At 63.0% G+C, this 15,583-nt stretch carries 20 protein-coding genes; 9 read left to right on the forward strand and 11 right to left on the reverse strand.

The window, feature by feature from the left end:
* The first annotated feature begins 10 nt into the window (after nt 1-10).
* Nucleotides 11-757 carry a tRNA pseudouridine(38-40) synthase TruA gene (truA, locus tag DBIPINDM_RS15920; protein ID WP_258588138.1) on the forward strand — a complete coding sequence of 249 codons (747 nt, stop codon included), beginning with the start codon at nt 11-13 and terminating at the stop codon, nt 755-757.
* Between the two features lie 53 nt (nt 758-810).
* Here the strand turns inward: truA and DBIPINDM_RS15925 are convergent, their stop codons facing one another.
* Both DBIPINDM_RS15925 and dapE read right to left on the reverse strand, forming a co-directional pair.
* Nucleotides 811-1,413 carry a transporter gene (locus tag DBIPINDM_RS15925; RefSeq protein ID WP_258588139.1) on the reverse strand — a complete coding sequence of 201 codons (603 nt, stop codon included), beginning with the start codon at nt 1,411-1,413 and terminating at the stop codon, nt 811-813.
* A gap of 5 nt (nt 1,414-1,418) precedes the next feature.
* A complete protein-coding gene (gene dapE, locus DBIPINDM_RS15930) occupies nt 1,419-2,612 on the reverse strand; it encodes a succinyl-diaminopimelate desuccinylase (RefSeq protein WP_258588140.1) in 1,194 nt (397 codons plus the stop codon).
* Between the two features lie 125 nt (nt 2,613-2,737).
* Between dapE and DBIPINDM_RS15935 the strand changes: the two genes are divergently transcribed.
* Nucleotides 2,738-3,793, forward strand: a complete 1,056-nt coding sequence (locus DBIPINDM_RS15935; protein ID WP_258588141.1) for a 2-dehydropantoate 2-reductase — start codon at nt 2,738-2,740, stop codon at nt 3,791-3,793.
* Here the strand turns inward: DBIPINDM_RS15935 and DBIPINDM_RS15940 are convergent.
* From DBIPINDM_RS15940 to dapD, 4 genes are all read right to left on the reverse strand, one after another.
* The gene (locus tag DBIPINDM_RS15940) at nt 3,696-4,469 is read right to left on the reverse strand and encodes a hypothetical protein (protein ID WP_258588142.1); all 774 of its coding nucleotides are present in this window, start codon (nt 4,467-4,469) and stop codon (nt 3,696-3,698) included. The two genes, DBIPINDM_RS15935 and DBIPINDM_RS15940, sit on opposite strands and share 98 nt — an antisense overlap.
* Nucleotides 4,470-4,482: 13 nt before the next feature.
* The gene (locus DBIPINDM_RS15945; RefSeq protein WP_010912753.1) at nt 4,483-4,860 is read right to left on the reverse strand and encodes a DUF805 domain-containing protein; all 378 of its coding nucleotides are present in this window, start codon (nt 4,858-4,860) and stop codon (nt 4,483-4,485) included.
* Entirely contained in the window at nt 4,853-5,215 is a 363-nt protein-coding gene (locus DBIPINDM_RS15950; RefSeq protein WP_258588143.1) for a DUF805 domain-containing protein, read from the reverse strand. The genes DBIPINDM_RS15945 and DBIPINDM_RS15950 overlap by 8 nt, the downstream gene beginning before the upstream one ends.
* A 72-nt stretch (nt 5,216-5,287) precedes the next feature.
* Nucleotides 5,288-6,142, reverse strand: coding sequence for a 2,3,4,5-tetrahydropyridine-2,6-dicarboxylate N-succinyltransferase (gene dapD / locus DBIPINDM_RS15955; RefSeq protein ID WP_258588144.1), 855 nt, complete (start codon nt 6,140-6,142; stop codon nt 5,288-5,290).
* A gap of 224 nt (nt 6,143-6,366) precedes the next feature.
* Here dapD and DBIPINDM_RS15960 point away from each other — a divergent pair, with 224 nt between their 5' ends.
* Nucleotides 6,367-7,212, forward strand: a complete 846-nt coding sequence (locus DBIPINDM_RS15960) for an LOG family protein (protein WP_135862990.1) — start codon at nt 6,367-6,369, stop codon at nt 7,210-7,212.
* A gap of 172 nt (nt 7,213-7,384) precedes the next feature.
* Here DBIPINDM_RS15960 and DBIPINDM_RS15965 read toward each other — a convergent pair whose 3' ends face one another.
* Nucleotides 7,385-8,089, reverse strand: coding sequence for a pyrimidine 5'-nucleotidase (locus DBIPINDM_RS15965; RefSeq protein WP_258588145.1), 705 nt, complete (start codon nt 8,087-8,089; stop codon nt 7,385-7,387).
* Nucleotides 8,090-8,251: 162 nt separating this feature from the next.
* Between DBIPINDM_RS15965 and DBIPINDM_RS15970 the strand changes: the two genes are divergently transcribed.
* From DBIPINDM_RS15970 to DBIPINDM_RS15980, 3 genes are all read left to right on the forward strand, one after another.
* Nucleotides 8,252-9,013 (forward strand): GGDEF domain-containing protein, encoded by a 762-nt coding sequence (locus DBIPINDM_RS15970; protein WP_095203769.1) that lies wholly within the window; start codon nt 8,252-8,254, stop codon nt 9,011-9,013.
* A 185-nt stretch (nt 9,014-9,198) separates the two neighbouring features.
* Nucleotides 9,199-9,381, forward strand: a complete 183-nt coding sequence (locus DBIPINDM_RS15975; protein WP_258589286.1) for a hypothetical protein — start codon at nt 9,199-9,201, stop codon at nt 9,379-9,381.
* Entirely contained in the window at nt 9,378-10,817 is a 1,440-nt protein-coding gene (locus DBIPINDM_RS15980) for a GMC oxidoreductase (protein WP_258588146.1), read from the forward strand. Before DBIPINDM_RS15975 ends, DBIPINDM_RS15980 begins: the two co-directional genes overlap by 4 nt.
* 43 nt (nt 10,818-10,860) lie before the next feature.
* On the opposite strand, the gene DBIPINDM_RS15985 is transcribed toward DBIPINDM_RS15980, so the two are convergent.
* Nucleotides 10,861-12,072 carry an FAD-dependent monooxygenase gene (locus DBIPINDM_RS15985; RefSeq protein WP_258588147.1) on the reverse strand — a complete coding sequence of 404 codons (1,212 nt, stop codon included), beginning with the start codon at nt 12,070-12,072 and terminating at the stop codon, nt 10,861-10,863.
* 2 nt (nt 12,073-12,074) lie between these two features.
* Complete coding sequence (locus tag DBIPINDM_RS15990; protein ID WP_258588148.1) at nt 12,075-12,242, reverse strand: hypothetical protein; 168 nt, start codon at nt 12,240-12,242, stop codon at nt 12,075-12,077.
* A 199-nt stretch (nt 12,243-12,441) separates the two neighbouring features.
* On the opposite strand from DBIPINDM_RS15990, the gene DBIPINDM_RS15995 reads away from it, so the two are divergent.
* Nucleotides 12,442-12,834, forward strand: coding sequence for a MarR family winged helix-turn-helix transcriptional regulator (locus tag DBIPINDM_RS15995; RefSeq protein WP_258588149.1), 393 nt, complete (start codon nt 12,442-12,444; stop codon nt 12,832-12,834).
* A 49-nt stretch (nt 12,835-12,883) separates the two neighbouring features.
* Here the strand turns inward: DBIPINDM_RS15995 and DBIPINDM_RS16000 are convergent, their stop codons facing one another.
* The gene (locus DBIPINDM_RS16000; RefSeq protein WP_258588150.1) at nt 12,884-13,516 is read right to left on the reverse strand and encodes a TetR/AcrR family transcriptional regulator; all 633 of its coding nucleotides are present in this window, start codon (nt 13,514-13,516) and stop codon (nt 12,884-12,886) included.
* 102 nt (nt 13,517-13,618) lie between these two features.
* Here DBIPINDM_RS16000 and DBIPINDM_RS16005 point away from each other — a divergent pair, with 102 nt between their 5' ends.
* Nucleotides 13,619-14,023: a VOC family protein gene (locus DBIPINDM_RS16005; protein ID WP_258588151.1), complete on the forward strand. Its 405-nt coding sequence runs from the start codon at nt 13,619-13,621 to the stop codon at nt 14,021-14,023.
* 81 nt (nt 14,024-14,104) lie between these two features.
* On the opposite strand, the gene phhA is transcribed toward DBIPINDM_RS16005, so the two are convergent.
* Nucleotides 14,105-14,941 carry a phenylalanine 4-monooxygenase gene (phhA, locus tag DBIPINDM_RS16010; RefSeq protein WP_258588152.1) on the reverse strand — a complete coding sequence of 279 codons (837 nt, stop codon included), beginning with the start codon at nt 14,939-14,941 and terminating at the stop codon, nt 14,105-14,107.
* 138 nt (nt 14,942-15,079) lie between these two features.
* Here phhA and DBIPINDM_RS16015 point away from each other — a divergent pair, with 138 nt between their 5' ends.
* On the forward strand, nt 15,080-15,556 hold the full coding sequence (locus DBIPINDM_RS16015) for an Lrp/AsnC family transcriptional regulator (RefSeq protein WP_027040871.1): 477 nt from the start codon (nt 15,080-15,082) through the stop codon (nt 15,554-15,556).
* Nucleotides 15,557-15,583 lie beyond the last annotated feature (27 nt).

A 15,583-nucleotide genomic window follows, 5' to 3' on the forward strand; every position in this document is an offset into this window, starting at 1 on the left:
GCCGCCCGGCATGCCGCGTTTTCGCCTCGACATCGAATATGACGGCAGCCTGTTTGCCGGCTGGCAGCACCAGGCCGATCAGCCTTCGGTGCAGCAGGCGATCGAGCAGGCAATCGAAAAATTCAGCGGCGAGGCGGTGCGGCTGCGTGCCGCCGGCCGTACCGATGCCGGCGTGCATGCGACCGCCCAGGTGGCGCATGTCGATCTCGCCAAGGCATGGCCTGAAGACAAGGTGCGCGATGCCATCAACGCCCATCTGCAGGCGGCCGGCGCGCATGTCGCCATCCTGAAGGCGGCGATCGCCCCCGACGATTTCGACGCGCGCTTCTCGGCCACAGGCCGCCACTATCTCTACCGCATCCTCAACCGGCGCGCGCCCGCGGCGCTGGAAAAGGGCAAGGTGTGGTGGGTGCCGAAGCGGCTCGACGCCAGCGCCATGCATGAGGCCGCGAAAATCCTGCTTGGCCGGCATGACTTCACCACCTTCCGTTCGACCCAGTGCCAGGCCAACAGCCCGGTCCGGACGCTGGAGCGGCTCGATGTGAGCCGACACGGTGACCTGATCGAAGTGAGGGCTTCGGCGCGCTCCTTCCTGCACAACCAGGTCCGCTCCATGGTCGGCTCGCTCAAACGCGTCGGCGATGGCGGCTGGACCGAGGCCGACCTCGAGGCAGCGCTCGAGGCGCGCGACCGCGCCGCCTGCGGCCAGGTGGCGCCGCCCGACGGGCTTTTTCTCGTTGGTGTCGACTATCCCTAGAAGATCACGCGCCATCGTCCAGAAAGCAGGATCGGCTTTCGGAAAGGGGGGCGCTAGGCTCCATACTCGGGCATGGTGATGCCGAGCAGCAGCTGAAGCGCGTATTGCACGGTTTGCGAGGCAATGAGCATGCCGAAGAAAACCGCGGTTGCGATCGCCGCGCCCTTGCCGATGGCGGCATTGGTCACCCGCCACAGCAGAACTTCCGACAGCAAAAACAGGATCAGTATCATCGCCGTGACAATCTGATCGGTGACGGGCACAAACAGGCTGAGCAGCGATGCAGGCAGCATGATCCACGCCGTGATTGCCGTCGCCCAATTGTATGCGACGACATAGTGGACAAAGCGGCCGCCGATCCCGACGCGGGGCGCGATGAACGCAAGCCCCACGATCGGCAGCACCCAGCTGCCGAGATCGGTCCCGCAGAGGCGAATAAGCATGCTGAACCGGCCGGCAAAAGCGTTGGGATCGCCGAACTGGTTGGCGATCCCAACCCAGCTGACGATCAGCGCCGGCGCGGCAACGACAATGGCAAAAAAGGAATTCCAGAAACCGTCGGCCGACAGGTCGAGCAGGCGCAGGCCGTCGACCTTGCCGAGCATCAGCCGCCCGGCACCGATCAGCGAAGCTTGGGTCTCATCCGCCGAAAGCATGCTGCTCAGCCCTGCCCGAACCAGTCTTCGATGAAGCGCTGGTAGATCCGCGTCAGTGTTTCGAGATCGGTAAGCGCGACGCGCTCGTCGACCATGTGCATGGTCTTGCCGACCAGGCCGAACTCGACCACCGGGCAGTAATCCTTGATGAAGCGCGCATCCGATGTGCCGCCCGAGGTCGACAGCGTTGGTTCCTTGCCGACCGCCGCCTTGATCGAGCCGGCAAGTGTCTCGACCAGTCTGTCGTCGCGGGTCAGGAAGACATGGCTCGGCCGGTCGCGCCAGACAAGGTCGTAATCGACCGGCATCTTCTTGCCCGGCCGGTACTTCTTGCGCTTGGCAGCCTGGTCGAGGCGGTTGTGGATTTCGGCCTGCACGGTCTCGGCCGTCCACGTATCGTTGAAGCGGATGTTGAAGGTCGCGGTCGCCCGGGCCGGAATGACATTGGTGGCCGGGTTGCCGACATCGATGGAGGTGACCTCCAGATTGGTCGGCTGGAAATCCCTGGTTCCCTTGTCGAAGACGGGATGCAGCAGGGCGTCGACCAGGCTGATCAGCCCGCGCACCGGATTGTCGGCAAGCTGCGGATAGGCGGCATGGCCCTGGCGGCCATTGACTGATATCGAACCGGACAGCGAGCCGCGCCGGCCGATCTTGATCATGTCGCCGAGCGCATCGGGATTGGTCGGCTCGCCGACGATCGAGGCATCCCATTTTTCGCCCCTGAACGCCGCCCATTCGAGCAGCTTGACCGTGCCGTTGATGGCAGGGCCTTCCTCATCGCCGGTGATCAGCAGCGAGACCGAGCCCTTGGGGCCGCCATGCGTCTCGACATGGCGCGCCACGGCGGCGATGAAGCAGGCAATGCCGCCCTTCATGTCGACCGCGCCACGGCCATACATCTCGCCATTGGCGATCTCGGCGGCGAAAGGCGGATGCGTCCAAGCGGCTTCGTCGCCGACCGGCACGACATCGGTATGGCCGGCGAACATCAGATGCGGGCCGTTGCCGGACCGCCTTGCGTAGAGGTTCTCGATGTCGGGTGTGCCGTCTTCCGAAAAGACCGGCCGGTCGACCAGGAAGCCGAGTGGTTTCAGCATCGTTTCCAGCGCGCTCAGCGCACCGCCTTCGGCTGGTGTCACCGAGGCGCAACGGATGAGGGCGGCAAGGTTTTCGGCGGGATCGGTCGGCAGCGTCATGGCAAAAGCGATAGTCGAAAGCGGAAGGCCTGTCACGGCCAGACATAGGGGCCAGCCCAATGGCCCGATATACCGCCGACATTATGGTTTTCATGTCGTATAGTCCGGCCGGTGCGGAGCAAGAGATGGCAGACGGGGAAAAAAGGATCGCCATCGCCGGCGCCGGCAGCATTGGCTGTTATGTCGGCGGCTGCCTGGCGCTCGCCGGGCGGCAGGTGATTCTGCTGGCCCGGCCGCGCATCGAGGCGGCGCTGCGGCAGGGCGGATTGCGCATCAGCGACCTTGAAGGCCGCGACCGCCTGGTCAAGCCGGACGGGCTCGGGATCACCGCCGATCCGTCCACTGCCTTGCCGAAGGCGGACGTGATCCTGGTGACCGTCAAGAGCGGCGCGACGCAGGAGATGGCCGCGCTGATCAAGGCCCATGCCCGCCCCGATGCCGTGGTGGTCAGCCTGCAGAACGGCGTCGACAATGCCGACAGGCTGCGCGCCGGGCTTGGCCCGCGAACCGTGCTGGCCGGCATGGTGCCGTTCAATGTGGTGCAATCGCCGGACGGCGAGCTGCCGCTGCACGTCCACCGCGCCAGCGACGGCAAGGTGATGATCGAGGACGGCGGCGCCGGCCTCGCCGGTCTTCTCGATGTCGCCAGTCTTGATGTCGTAGGGCTGGCGGTCGAGACGCATGGCGACATGAAGGCCGTGCTGTGGGGCAAGCTTCTGATGAACCTCAACAACGCGCTGGTGGCGCTGTCGGGTCTGCCGCTGGCGAGCGAACTCGCCGATCGGCGCTGGCGGCTGATCCTGGCCGGCCAGATCGACGAGGCCTTGCTGGCGATGAAGGCCTCCGGCATCGAACCGGCGCGGATCGCCGGGCTGCGGCCGGCGCTGCTGCCGACGGTGCTCCGGCTGCCGGACTGGCTGTTCAAACTGCTGGCGCGGCGCATGCTGGCGATCGATCCTCAGGCGCGCTCGTCGATGTGGGACGATCTGCAGCGCGGCAGGCCGACGGAGATCGGTGAGCTGCAAGGGGCGGTGATCGGCCTCGCCGAAAGAACGGGTACGCCGGCGCCGCTCTTGAAAAGCGTTACCGCTTTGGTGCGCGCGGCGGAAGCGGCGCGGCTTGGCTCGCCGGGCCTGGCGCCGGAACAGGTTGCGCCGCCGGGTGGCGCTCGATCAGCGTGATCTTCTGCCAGATCTTGCGCGACAGGTTCGAGCTCAAATTCTCGATATCATTGACGCCGTCGATGACGACATCATCATTGACCGACTGCGCGAAGAGTGCGGCTATCTTGCCGGTGATCGACAGCATTTCCGAGCAATAATCCAGATAGCGGGCAAGGTCGGCGGCATTGGTAATGCGGGCCGGCGAGTGCGAGGTCGGCTTGAAACTGGCCGAAAGTGCGGCCGGATCCTTGGTCAGCTGGTGCATGTCGATGACATGGATCAGCGAGCGCAGGCCGTGCAGCTGGCGAAACACCCGCTTGCGCTTGATGCGCTCCTCGGTGCGGATCAGTGCGAGCAAGCCGAGCACGGCGAGAATGCAGGTGTTGATCGATGCCTCGATGCCTTGCACCGATTGCAGGGCATCGTCGTTTCCGGAGATGCGGTCCAGGGGTAGGATCGTGCCGACGAACAGGAACACCAGCACACCGGCGACGAAGGCTGCCATGATCAGGCCGCGCAGCCACCAGATCGGCTCCTCGAGCGCCTTTGCCGCCTTGGCCAGGTCGCGCGACAGCGACACCAGTTCGGCGGCGACGCCGCGCAATCCGGCCTTGGGAAACCGTTCTGCAACGCGGCTCTCCAGCCGCTCGGCGGTGTCGATGATCAGTTTCGGATCAAGCGTGCGGTAGCGCATGTCCGATCGGTCCTCAGGGTTGTGCCGGCTCGTTGGTGCGCCGGCCATAGCGGTTGGGCCCAGGCTGCCCTGGAAACAGGCACAACACAAGAAAGGCGACGATCGAGACGACCGGCACGAACAGGATCAACGCGGCAATGCCCGGCTTGTCGAGGTCGTGCAGGCGTTTCACCGCCAGCGCGATGTTCGACCATAGCGAGGCAATGAAGGCGATGAAGAAGATGAACGACCACATGTTGCTCTCGGCCGAGCCTTCCGGCACCAGCGTGAAGCGATAGAGCGGGAACGCCTGGATGATGGCGACCAGCAAGCCACCAAGAAAATAGGCCGCGCGGCTGACGCGGCCCGATGTCTTGAAGAAAAGCCAGGTGAGATTTGAACTGTCAGGCAAGCGGGTCCGGTCCGTATTGATTGGCACCGCTCGTGCCTTGCAGGATGCCAAGTTCGACCAGCAGCCAGATGCCGCCGATGACAGGTACCAGGCCGATCAGCGTCCACCAGCCCGACTTGTTGCGGTCGTGCCAGCGTTTGGCATACAGGGCAAGAGCGAAATAGATCGATGCCAGCGCGAAGAGGATGCCGATGATCCCGACCTGGGCGCCGCTGCCTGTGGTGAAACGCGTGCCAAGAATCGAGTCGAGAATGAAGGCAACGATACCGATAACGATGAATATGCCGATGCCAGCCCAGAATTTGGCACGGTTGATGCGCCCGTCGAAACTCGTCAGCAGATATTTCCAGTCCATGTCACCCCTCCATGTTGAACCAGCGCGACGGATTGTCGCGCCGGCGGAAGGTGCGCCCGCTTTGCGGAAAGATCAATCGCGCAGCAATTCGTTGATCGAGGTCTTGGACCGGGTCTTGGCGTCGACGCGCTTGACGATGACGGCGCAGTAGAGGCTGGGGCCGGGCTCGTTGTTTGGAAACGGCTTGCCGGGCATCGAGCCGGCGACGACGACGGAATTTGGCGGCACTTCGCCATAGAAGACCTCGCCGGTGGCGCGGTCGACGATCTTGGTCGACTGGCCGATGAAGACGCCCATGCCGAGCACCGAGCCTTCGCGCACGATACAGCCCTCGACCACTTCCGAACGCGCGCCGATGAAGCAATTGTCCTCGATGATGGTCGGGCCGGCCTGCATCGGCTCGAGCACGCCGCCGATGCCGACGCCGCCCGACAGATGGACGTTCTTGCCGATCTGGGCGCAGGAGCCGACCGAAGCCCAGGTGTCGACCATGGTGCCGGTATCGACATAGGCGCCGACATTGACGAAGGACGGCATCAGCACGGCGCCCGGGGCGACATAGGCCGAGCGGCGCACGATCGACGACGGCACGGCGCGGAAGCCAGCCTTCTCGAAGTCGACGGCGCTCCAGCCATCGAACTTCGACGGCACCTTGTCCCACCACACGGCCTGGCCCGGACCACCCTTGATGATCTCCATCGGGTTGAGCCGGAAGGAGAGCAGCACCGCCTTCTTCAGCCACTGGTTGACGTGCCACTTGCCGTCGGCCTGCCGCTCGGCGACGCGGGCGGTGCCGCGGTCGAGCAGGTCGAGCGCCGACTGGATGGCGTCGCGCGTCTCGCCGCGGGTCGCGGTCGAAATCGTGTCGCGTTCCTCGAAGGCCTTCTCGATGGTCTTTTCGAGGCTCGCCAGATCGGGCTTCGACATGAATTCGCTCCATTACCAAGCTGTTAAGGGGCTGCGCCTTAACCTGCTTTAAGTCGCGCGGACCCCAGGCATGCTTCGGCTGCCTGGGTCTTTGCATGTAGCAGGTTCTTGTCGCAAAACCGCCGGACACGTTTGCGGAACCTGCTTATGTTAAGGCTCAAGGGGGGTCAATCGCACCTGCGCCATGGGACGGCGCAGTCAAGGAAATTTGGACGGGTAATTTGATGACTCCTATGGAAAAGGCGGGGTGGACGCCGCTGCCGCATTCGGACGAGGATCTGGAGCGGTCGAAAAGCGTGCCGGACACGCCGCAGACGCGGGCCGAGACATACCGGCTTGCCTGGAACGATCCTGACTTCATGACGCGGCGCGAATTGCGCGCGGTCCGCCTGCAGCTCGAACTCTTGAAACCGGAAATGATCCTGGCCGAGCGCGGCATCCGTTCGACGGTGATCCTGTTTGGCGGCGCGCGCCTGCCGGAGCCCGGTGGTGAAGCCTGGGCGGCAAAGAACGAGACGCAAAAGAAGAACCTCGAGGAAAACAGCAAATATTACGAGGAGGCGCGCAAATTCGCCCGGCTGTGTTCGCGGCAGTCGGCCACGTCATACTACCGCGAATATGTCGTGGTGACGGGCGGTGGCCCCGGCGTGATGGAAGCGGGAAATCGCGGCGCCGACGATGTCGGCGCGCCGTCGATCGGGCTCAACATCGTGCTGCCGCATGAACAGGCGCCGAACCCCTATGTGACGCCGGAGCTGTGTTTCAACTTCCACTATTTCGCCATCCGCAAGATGCATTTCGTCATGCGCGCCAAGGCGGTGGCGGTGTTTCCCGGCGGCTTCGGCACGATGGACGAGTTCTTCGAGACGCTGACGCTGATCCAGACCGGACGCATGGAGCGCGTGCCGGTGATCCTGTTCGGCAAATCCTTCTGGAAACGGGCGATCGACCTCGACTTCCTCGCCGAGCAAGGCACGATCAGCCCCGGCGACCAGGACATCATCGATTTCGTCGACACCGCCGACGAGGCCTGGGGCATTATCAGCCGGTTCTACAAATTAGGGGAATAAGGGAGTAGGGCAGTAAGGCAGTAGGGGAAATAGACTTGGAAATCAGGAGCTGAGAGCGCCTTATCCTCCCTACTGCCCTACTGCCCTACTGCCCTACTGCCCTACTGCCCTACTGCCCTACTGCCCTACTGCCCTACTGCCCTACTGCCCTACTGCCCTACTCCCTACTGTCCTACTCCCCTGCGACTATCCCCGTCAGAAACCCCGCCAGATCGTCGGTGACGAAATCGACATCGTCTTCCTGCGCGGGATCGCGCTCCCAGATTTCGGCAAAGGTCGGCTCGAAATTGCGCGGCACCACCAGAACGGTGGTCATGCCCAGCGACTTCGGCACCTCCAGGTTGCGGGCGAGATCCTCGAACATCACCGCATTGTGGCCGGTGACGGCATGCAGTTCGGCGAACTTCTCGTAGGTCTGGCGCGCGGGCTTGGGATTGAGGCCGGCGGCGACGATATCGAAAATGTCGTCGAAATGATCGAGGATGCCGAGTTGACGCGCGGTGCGCTCGGCGTGCCTGCGGTCGCCATTGGTGAAGATGAACTTGCGGCCGGGAAGCTGGCGGATGGCAGTGCCGAGGACGGGGTCGGGCACCAGCCATGAATAGTCGATGTCGTGCACCTTCTCGAGGAAATCGTCGGGATCGATGCCGTGGCGCGTCATCAGCCCGTTCAGCGTCGTGCCATATTCGAGATAGAGCTCCTTCTGCAGCTTGCGCGCCTCCTCGCGCGGCAGCGCCAGCAGTTCCCCGACATAGGCGGTCATCTTGACGTCGATCTGCGAGAACAGATTCGAATGATGCGGATAGAGCGTGTTGTCGAGGTCGAACACCCAGTCGGTGACATGGGCGAAGCGGGCGGGATCAGGGAGCGTGGTCATGCGCTCCTTATGGCATGAAACGGGGATTCTGAAAGAGACTTTATCCACAACTTCCACGCGCTTTCAGTGGCAGAAATGGCCGCACGATTCAAATTTTAAGCAACCGGGAAAGGTGGCCTTCAGGGCTTGCTGGCACAGAGACAGTCCTGTGGGGAGCCCGCGATGAACAGCATCATTCTGAAATCCGCCGCTATCGCTTTCGCCTCCGTCGCCGCCTCTCTTCTCCTGACGCTGATCATCGTTCCGGCCCTGGGATTCCCGATCAACCGGACGATCTGGCTGACCTCGACGCTCTGTCCGCTGGTGCTTGCATGGGTCGCCTGCGCCAGCACCTTCTGGCAGAGCGACAGGTTGAAAAACGCGCACCGCGAACTGGCCCGGGCACACGCTCAACTCGCTGCGGCGCACCGCCGCCTGTCGGAGAAAGCGAGCCGCGACGACATGACCGGCATGCTCAACCGGGAAAGTTTCTTTGCCGCACTGGACGGCTCCCGGCGCAAGTCCGACCGCGGCGCGCTGCTGATCATCGACGCCGATCATTTCAAGAAGATCAATGACAGTTTCGGCCACCTGACCGGCGACGACGCGCTGCTGTTGATCGCCAGCGCCATCGAACGCGGCGTGCGCAGCGGCGATGTGCTCGGCCGCATCGGCGGCGAGGAGTTCGGCGCGTTTCTGGTCGGCGCCACCGAGCAGGAGGCCAAGCGTGTTGCCGAGCGCATTCGCCGCGAGGTCGAGCTGATCCGCTTCCGGCCGGTCGACGAACGGACCATTCCGCTGACCGTCAGCATCGGCGGCACCGTCTGCGGCGAGGACGTCAACGTATCGGAACTGATGCGCGCCGCGGACCGGCGCCTGTACCAGGCCAAGCATCGCGGCCGCAACCTGACGATCCTCGATACCGACATTTCCGCGGCCGCGTGAGCCGGCCGGTCCGGCACACCCTGCCCGTTAAGGAATTTCTAACTCTGTTTGCATTCGGTTGTGCCGCTTGCCCGCCTTTTCACTCCTTGAGACCAGGCTTGGCACGATACTGGCTTCTGTGACGATGCGTGTGCCGTTAGGGGAATGTCATGCGCGCATCGAAGCCCCTGTACGAGAGACCTGTCATGAGTTTCTTCAAAAAAATGTCACGCCGCACGCTCGTGCGGGCGATGATCGCACTGCCTGCCCTGTCCCTGTTCCGCAAGCTGCCTGAAGCCAATGCTGCCCATACCGGCCCATCGCGGGCCGACCCGAATGAGATCGTCGAGGTCAATGGCTGGATCCTGAAGCGGAGCGACCTGGCATGATCTTCGACAGCTATGAGGCGTATCGCGCCACCAACTTCAAACCCAAGGTCTGCATCCTCGGTTCCGGCCCGGCCGGCACCACCATTGCCCGCAAACTGGGTGCTGCCGGCATCCCGGTCGTGGTGCTCGAGGCCGGCTCGCGGGACTTCAGCGACGAGTCGCAGGATTTCTACCGTGGCACGACGGTCGGCGATTTCTATTTCGACCTCGACATCACCCGACTGCGGTATATGGGCGGCAGCTCCAACCACTGGGCCGGCTGGTGCCGCGTGCTCGACAAACAGGATTTCGAGCCGAAGGCCTGGGCACCCGACACAGGGTGGCCGATCCGCCGCGCCGACATCGAGCCCTATCTGCCGGAGGTGCATGATATCCTCGAACTTCCGGATTTCCGGCCTGATGTGCCGATCTCGGACGACATACGCTGGGTGCAGCTGATCAAGAGCCCGGCGGTGCGCTTCGGCGAGAAATTCGTCGATGAACTCGACAAGAGCCGGAACATAGCTGTCGTGCTCAACACCTATGCCACCGAGCTTGCCGGCGACGGCAAACGGGTGACCGGCGCCAAACTATGGTCCAACGGCCAGGACGCCGGCTCGTTCAGCGCCGACTACTTCATCGTCTGCACCGGTGGGCTGGAGAATTCGCGGCTGCTGCTGTGGTCGAACCAGCGCTCCAACGGCGGCGTCGTTCCGAACGCCACGGCACTTGGCCGCTACTGGATGGAGCACCCGACCTTCGAGGGCGGTAATGCCATCCTGGCCGACTATGGCGAGTTCGAGGTCGATGCCGTCAACGAGGCCTTCTTCTCGCCGACGCTTGCGGCGATGGAGCGCCTGCAGATCATGAATTTCGGCATCAGGCTGATCGAGACGCCCTATGCCGGCGTCAAGCATGTAATTGCCGACCTCGCCTGCACGGCGCCCGACATGGCCGAATGGGTTGCCTATCAGCTCAGCCAGAACCTGCGCTGCGCGGCCCAGCTCTACGTCGCCTGGGAACAGGCGCCGCTGGCGTCCAACCAGATCGAACTGTCGAAGACCGATGTCGACCATGCCGGCGTGCCGCGCATCGAGCTGCACTGGAAGAAATCGGCGCTGGAACGGCGCACGCTCGTCGAAGGCCTGAAGCTGTTCGGCACGACACTGATCGAGAAGGATCTCGGCCGTGTTCGTCTCATGGACTGGATCGCCAATGGCGAGGATTATCCGACCAACGAGGAGACTGCTGGCCACCATCACATGGGTGGCACGCGCATGGGCACCGACGTCACCAGGAGCGTGGTGGACGCCAACTGCAAGGTGCACGGCATGGACAATCTCTATGTCGGCGGCTCCTCGGTGTTCTGTACATCCGGTCAAGCCAATCCGACGACGACGATCACCGCGCTGGCCTGCCGGCTGGGCGACCATCTGAGCAAGGTGGTCTCCGTCTGAGCGGTCAGCGATTTCCGCGCCCGCGACGGGCGCGGTTTGCCGGTCAGATCAGCGGTTTTTCGAGCGGCGCCAGGTCGGCACGGTAACGCGTCATGGCGCGGGTCGTGCCGGAGCCGAAGCGGATGAAGAAAGGCAGCATCAGGTCGCGCAGGAACAGAGCGACGCGGCCTTTCACCTGCTTTTGCGAGCCGATACGACGGCTGACCTTGACGATGTGTTCGACGCGGTCCTGGCGCAGCGCCTGAAAGGCGGCGAAGGCCTGCGTCGGCAATGGTGTTGCATCCAGGCACGCGGCCAGCACCACGGCATCCTCGATGGCCATCGACGCGCCCTGCCCGGAATGCGGCGAGACGGCGTGCGCGGCATCGCCCAGCAGAACCACCCGTCCACTGTGCCATTGCGGCAGATACAGCATGTCGAACACCGGATAGGCGCGCGGGATTTGCGTGATGGTGTCGACGATCTGGCGGATCGTCCTGGGGTCGCCGGCATGCAACTGGCGAACGGTTGCCGCCAGACGGAGGGGATCGGGTCTCGCCAGGGCAGCATCCTCGTCCAGCGGGAAGGACGAGAACCATAACACCGGCCCGTCACCTGGTTTCATGTAGCCAAAAAAGGCTTTCTTGCCGAACACCATATGCATCAGGCCGTTGGTCTGCGCGACAAAGGGCAGTTCCGCCACACCGCCGACGCCGGTCAGCCCGGTGTAGACAGGATCCGGGGAGGCCGGAAAACAGAGGCGACGGACGCGCGACCAGACACCATCGCAACCGGCCAGCCAGGCGGCATCGACCGCGGCACCGCTGCCGAAGGCAAGGCGCACACCGTCTGGCCGTTCCTCGATGTCGGCAAGCGCCTGGCCAAAACGGATGTCGGCACCAAGCGCCTGTGCTTCATCCAGCAGCGCGCCAAGCAGGTCCGAACGCCGCAGCGTGATGCTTTCGGCGCCGGCGACGTGCATCGACTGCCGTTCGTCGAGATGGATGAGACGGCGCCCGGCGGCGTTCATGATCTCGAAGCCAAGTGTCGGAATGCCCAGCGCGCTTACGCGCTCGGCAAGCCCAAGCGCGCGCAACGCGTTGATGCCGTTGGGCGCCAGGGTGAGGAACGCGCCTTCGATCAACGCCTCGCGCGACCGTGCCTCGAACAGGCAGACGCCAAACCCTTGCCGGCGCAGCATGACGGCAAGGACCAGCCCGGCAACGCCGGCGCCAATGATGGCGACCGGCAATGCCTCGGTGGTGGTGACGGCCATCGTTAAAAGCCGTAGATGGCGATATGCACCAGCACGGCCGCGGCGGCAAGCGCCACGAGCAGGATGCCGAGGCCAATGGGAGAGCCCCAGCCATACCATTCCATCGCCAGCTTGGCGTATTTGAATTCATCCTCATGCGAGAGAGGGGTACGTTGTTGAATCAAGCTCATTTTTCACTCCTTGTCGGCGGCCGGCCCTTGCCTTGTCCAGGCCGCGGCCGCATATTGCTGCAATGGTCTAAATGTTAGACGGATTGATAGTTAGATGATCGAAATAAATTCGTTAAGCGAGAATCGTGACTACCTGACAAGGGCCATCGGCCTTGCCATCATGCAGTGACAGGACGCGACGCAGGCCTATGACGAAGCGGTGGGGACGAGGCTTGGGCTCAACATGGCCGAGCGCCATTGCATCGGGCTGCTCTATGGCGGCCCGCAATCGGCCGGCGCGGTAGCGACCGCGACCGGGCTGACGCCGGCGGCGGTGACGGCGCTGATCGACCGGCTGGAAGCGCGCGGCCTGCTGACCCGCACGCGCAGTCTCGAGGATAGGCGCAAGGTGGTGATCGAGGCGACCGAGGCGACGCGGGAGCTGTCTGCGCGCTATTACGGCGCCATCGCGCGGGAGGGTGAAAAGGTGATCGCCACCTTCAGCGACGCCGAGCTCGCGACCATATCGCGCTTTGTCAATGCCGCGCTCGACCTGCAGCGCGCTCAGCTTGCGCGGCTGAAGGCCGAGGGGGCGGACACCCCTGGGCGATAGGGATGCGATGTGTTCGCGGCCTTACTGCAAATGTCGGCAGGGAACGGGACTATTTCGGCTGGACCCCATAGGCGACAAGAAACGCCTCCACCGAGGCATCCGCGTGCCGTTCAAGTTCGGCCTTGGAGCGCCGGTTGCTTCCCGTGAACATGACTTCATTCATGGGGATCCAAAGAAGCATTCCAAAAAAATGGCTGGCTGCTAGATGGGGGTCAGTGGTTTGTATCAGTCCTCGATCGGTGAGCTTTCGAAAGCAGGACGCCATCGAGCCAAGCATGCGCTCAAAACCTTTTTCGTACCAGCTGCGGCCAAGCTGCGGCATTCGATCCGCGTTGGCGATAATCAAGCGCCGCAGCTTCAACAACTCTTCATCCATGAGAACCGCTATCAGAAGTCGGGCAAGTTGCTGCAGGCCACCTTCCATGAATTTCGCCTCGGAAAGCAGCGTCGTCACGGACTCGATGATGTCGTTGGCCTGGGTAGCGGTTGCCAGAACGACTTCGCCGAACAGCGTCTCCTTGTCGGTGAAATGCTTGTAGACGGTCTGCTTGGAAGCTCCCGCCCTGGTGGCGATTTCCTCCATGCTGGTTCCATCATAGCCCTTGCCGATGAACGCCGCCGTGGCCGCCTGGATGATCTCACGATCCTTGCGTGCAGATCTGGTTTCACCGTCGATTTTCATGGCGCCTCCTAAACGAGTACTAGACGGTACCGTTCCCGCATGGTAGTCATAAAACGGTACTGGACTGACTAGTACCTGTCAACGAAGGCAAGGCTTAGACCGATGACCAAGATGATCTTTATAAATTTGCCGGTGCGCGATCTGCAGGCAGCGACCAAGTTTTATCTCGCGATCGGCGGCACGCTGAATCCGCAGTTCTCGAACGATCAGGCCAGTTCGATCATGTTCTCGGACTCCATTGGGGTCATGTTGCTTACGCACCAGCATTACAGCCAGTTCACAGCGCGGCAGATCGGCGACCCCAAGCGTGACAGCCAGATGCTGATCGCGCTCACCACCGACAGCAAGGACGAGGTCAATACCGTAATCGAGAAGGGCGTGGCGGCAGGCGGCCGCGCTGATCCCAATCCAGCGCAGGATCTCGGTTTCATGTTCAACCGCCACATTGAAGACCCCGACGGCAACGTCTGGGAGTTCCTGTGGATGAACCCCGCCGCCATGCAATAGCCCAGCGGGATCAAAGCGTCTAAAGCGCGTCGCGTTGAAATGGATTCATGCGACGCGCCTTAAACACTGGTGCCGGATTTGCTAGACCGTCGCCGGGTCGAGCGCCGGCTGGCCCTTGCGGCGCGCGACGATCGCCTCGAAATCGGCGGTCTGGAAGGCATCGCGCAAGGCGTCGAACGACGGCAGCACGAAATAGGCGCGCTGGAACTTGTCGATCTCGTAGCCGGTGCGCATCACCGTTTCGAGATCGAAGGGCACATGGTGGGCGTCCTTGCTGTCGACGGCGAACTGCAGTTCGGTAAAGGACGACATCAGGCCGGCGCCAAACGCCTTCAGCGGCTGGCCGGCCTCCTGCATCAGGCCATATTCGGCCGTGTACCAATAGAGCCGGGTGATCATCTCGTCACCGCCGAGCGCGATGATGTCGCCGGCCTTCTTGCCATACATCTGCATGAAGTCGGCGAACACCGGCTGCGACAGCACCGGCACGTGTCCGAAGAAATCGTGGAACATGTCCGGCTCGACGATGTAGTCGAGCTCCTGCCTGGTGCGCAGCCAGTTGGTGACCGGGAAGCGGCGGTTGGCGAGATGATCGAAGAAGGGAGCGGCGGGGATGAGACCCGGCACGGCGACGATCTCCCAGCCGGTCAGCTTGCGCAGCTTGGCGCTGACCTCGTCGAAATCGGGGATGCGGTCGAGCAGGCCGAGTTTTTCGACCCCGTCGAGATAGGAATGGTGAGCAAGCTTGCGCGTCAGTTTGGTCTGGCGGTCGCATAGCGTGCGCCACACCGCCTGTTCCTCGGCGCTGTAGTCATAACCCTGGGCCACGGTGAAATCGGCACGGCAGACCGAATAGTCGCCGCGCAACCCTTGCGCCGCACAGTCGCGGGCATATTCGGCAACGCTCATCGTCGTCATGGTTTTTCTCCTCGCAAATCATCAATGGCTACGTGCCCGGAGCGTAACCGGATTTGCGGAGGCGATTTGGTTTTGATGATAGCTCGGCTGCGATATTCGAGATAACATTCACTCACAATCTGCATCAAAGGAGTGAAAATGCCTCAATTCGATGATTTCGAGATCAAGATGCTCGATGTCCTGCAGCGCGACGGCCGCAAGCCCGTCTCCGAGCTGGCGCAAGAGATCGGCCTGTCGACGACGCCATGCGCGCGACGCTTCGAGGCGCTGCAGGACGCTGGCATCATCAAGGGATTTGCCGCGGTGATCAGCCGCCGCGCCGTCGGCCTGATGGTCGAGGTGTTCATCCAGGTGCGCCTGGTCAGCCACAGCGACGGTTCGCCCGAAAGCTTCATTGCCGCGGTGCAGCGCATGGACGAGGTGTCGTCGTGCTGGACGATGACCGGCGACCACGACTTCCTGCTGCACGTCATGGTGCCATCGGTCGACGAGCTCAACGCCTTCGTCATGCACCGGCTGATGCGGCTCGACGGCGTGCGCGACGTCCACACGCAGCTGGTGCTGCAGAACATCAAGGGGCCGGGCCACGTACCGCTCGCGCATCTCCGGAAGTAACGCGGATCCCCGGCGTTGCTTGAGGAA

Origin of the sequence: Mesorhizobium sp. AR02 (assembly GCF_024746835.1) — a bacterium.
Classification (GTDB): Bacteria; Pseudomonadota; Alphaproteobacteria; order Rhizobiales; family Rhizobiaceae; genus Mesorhizobium.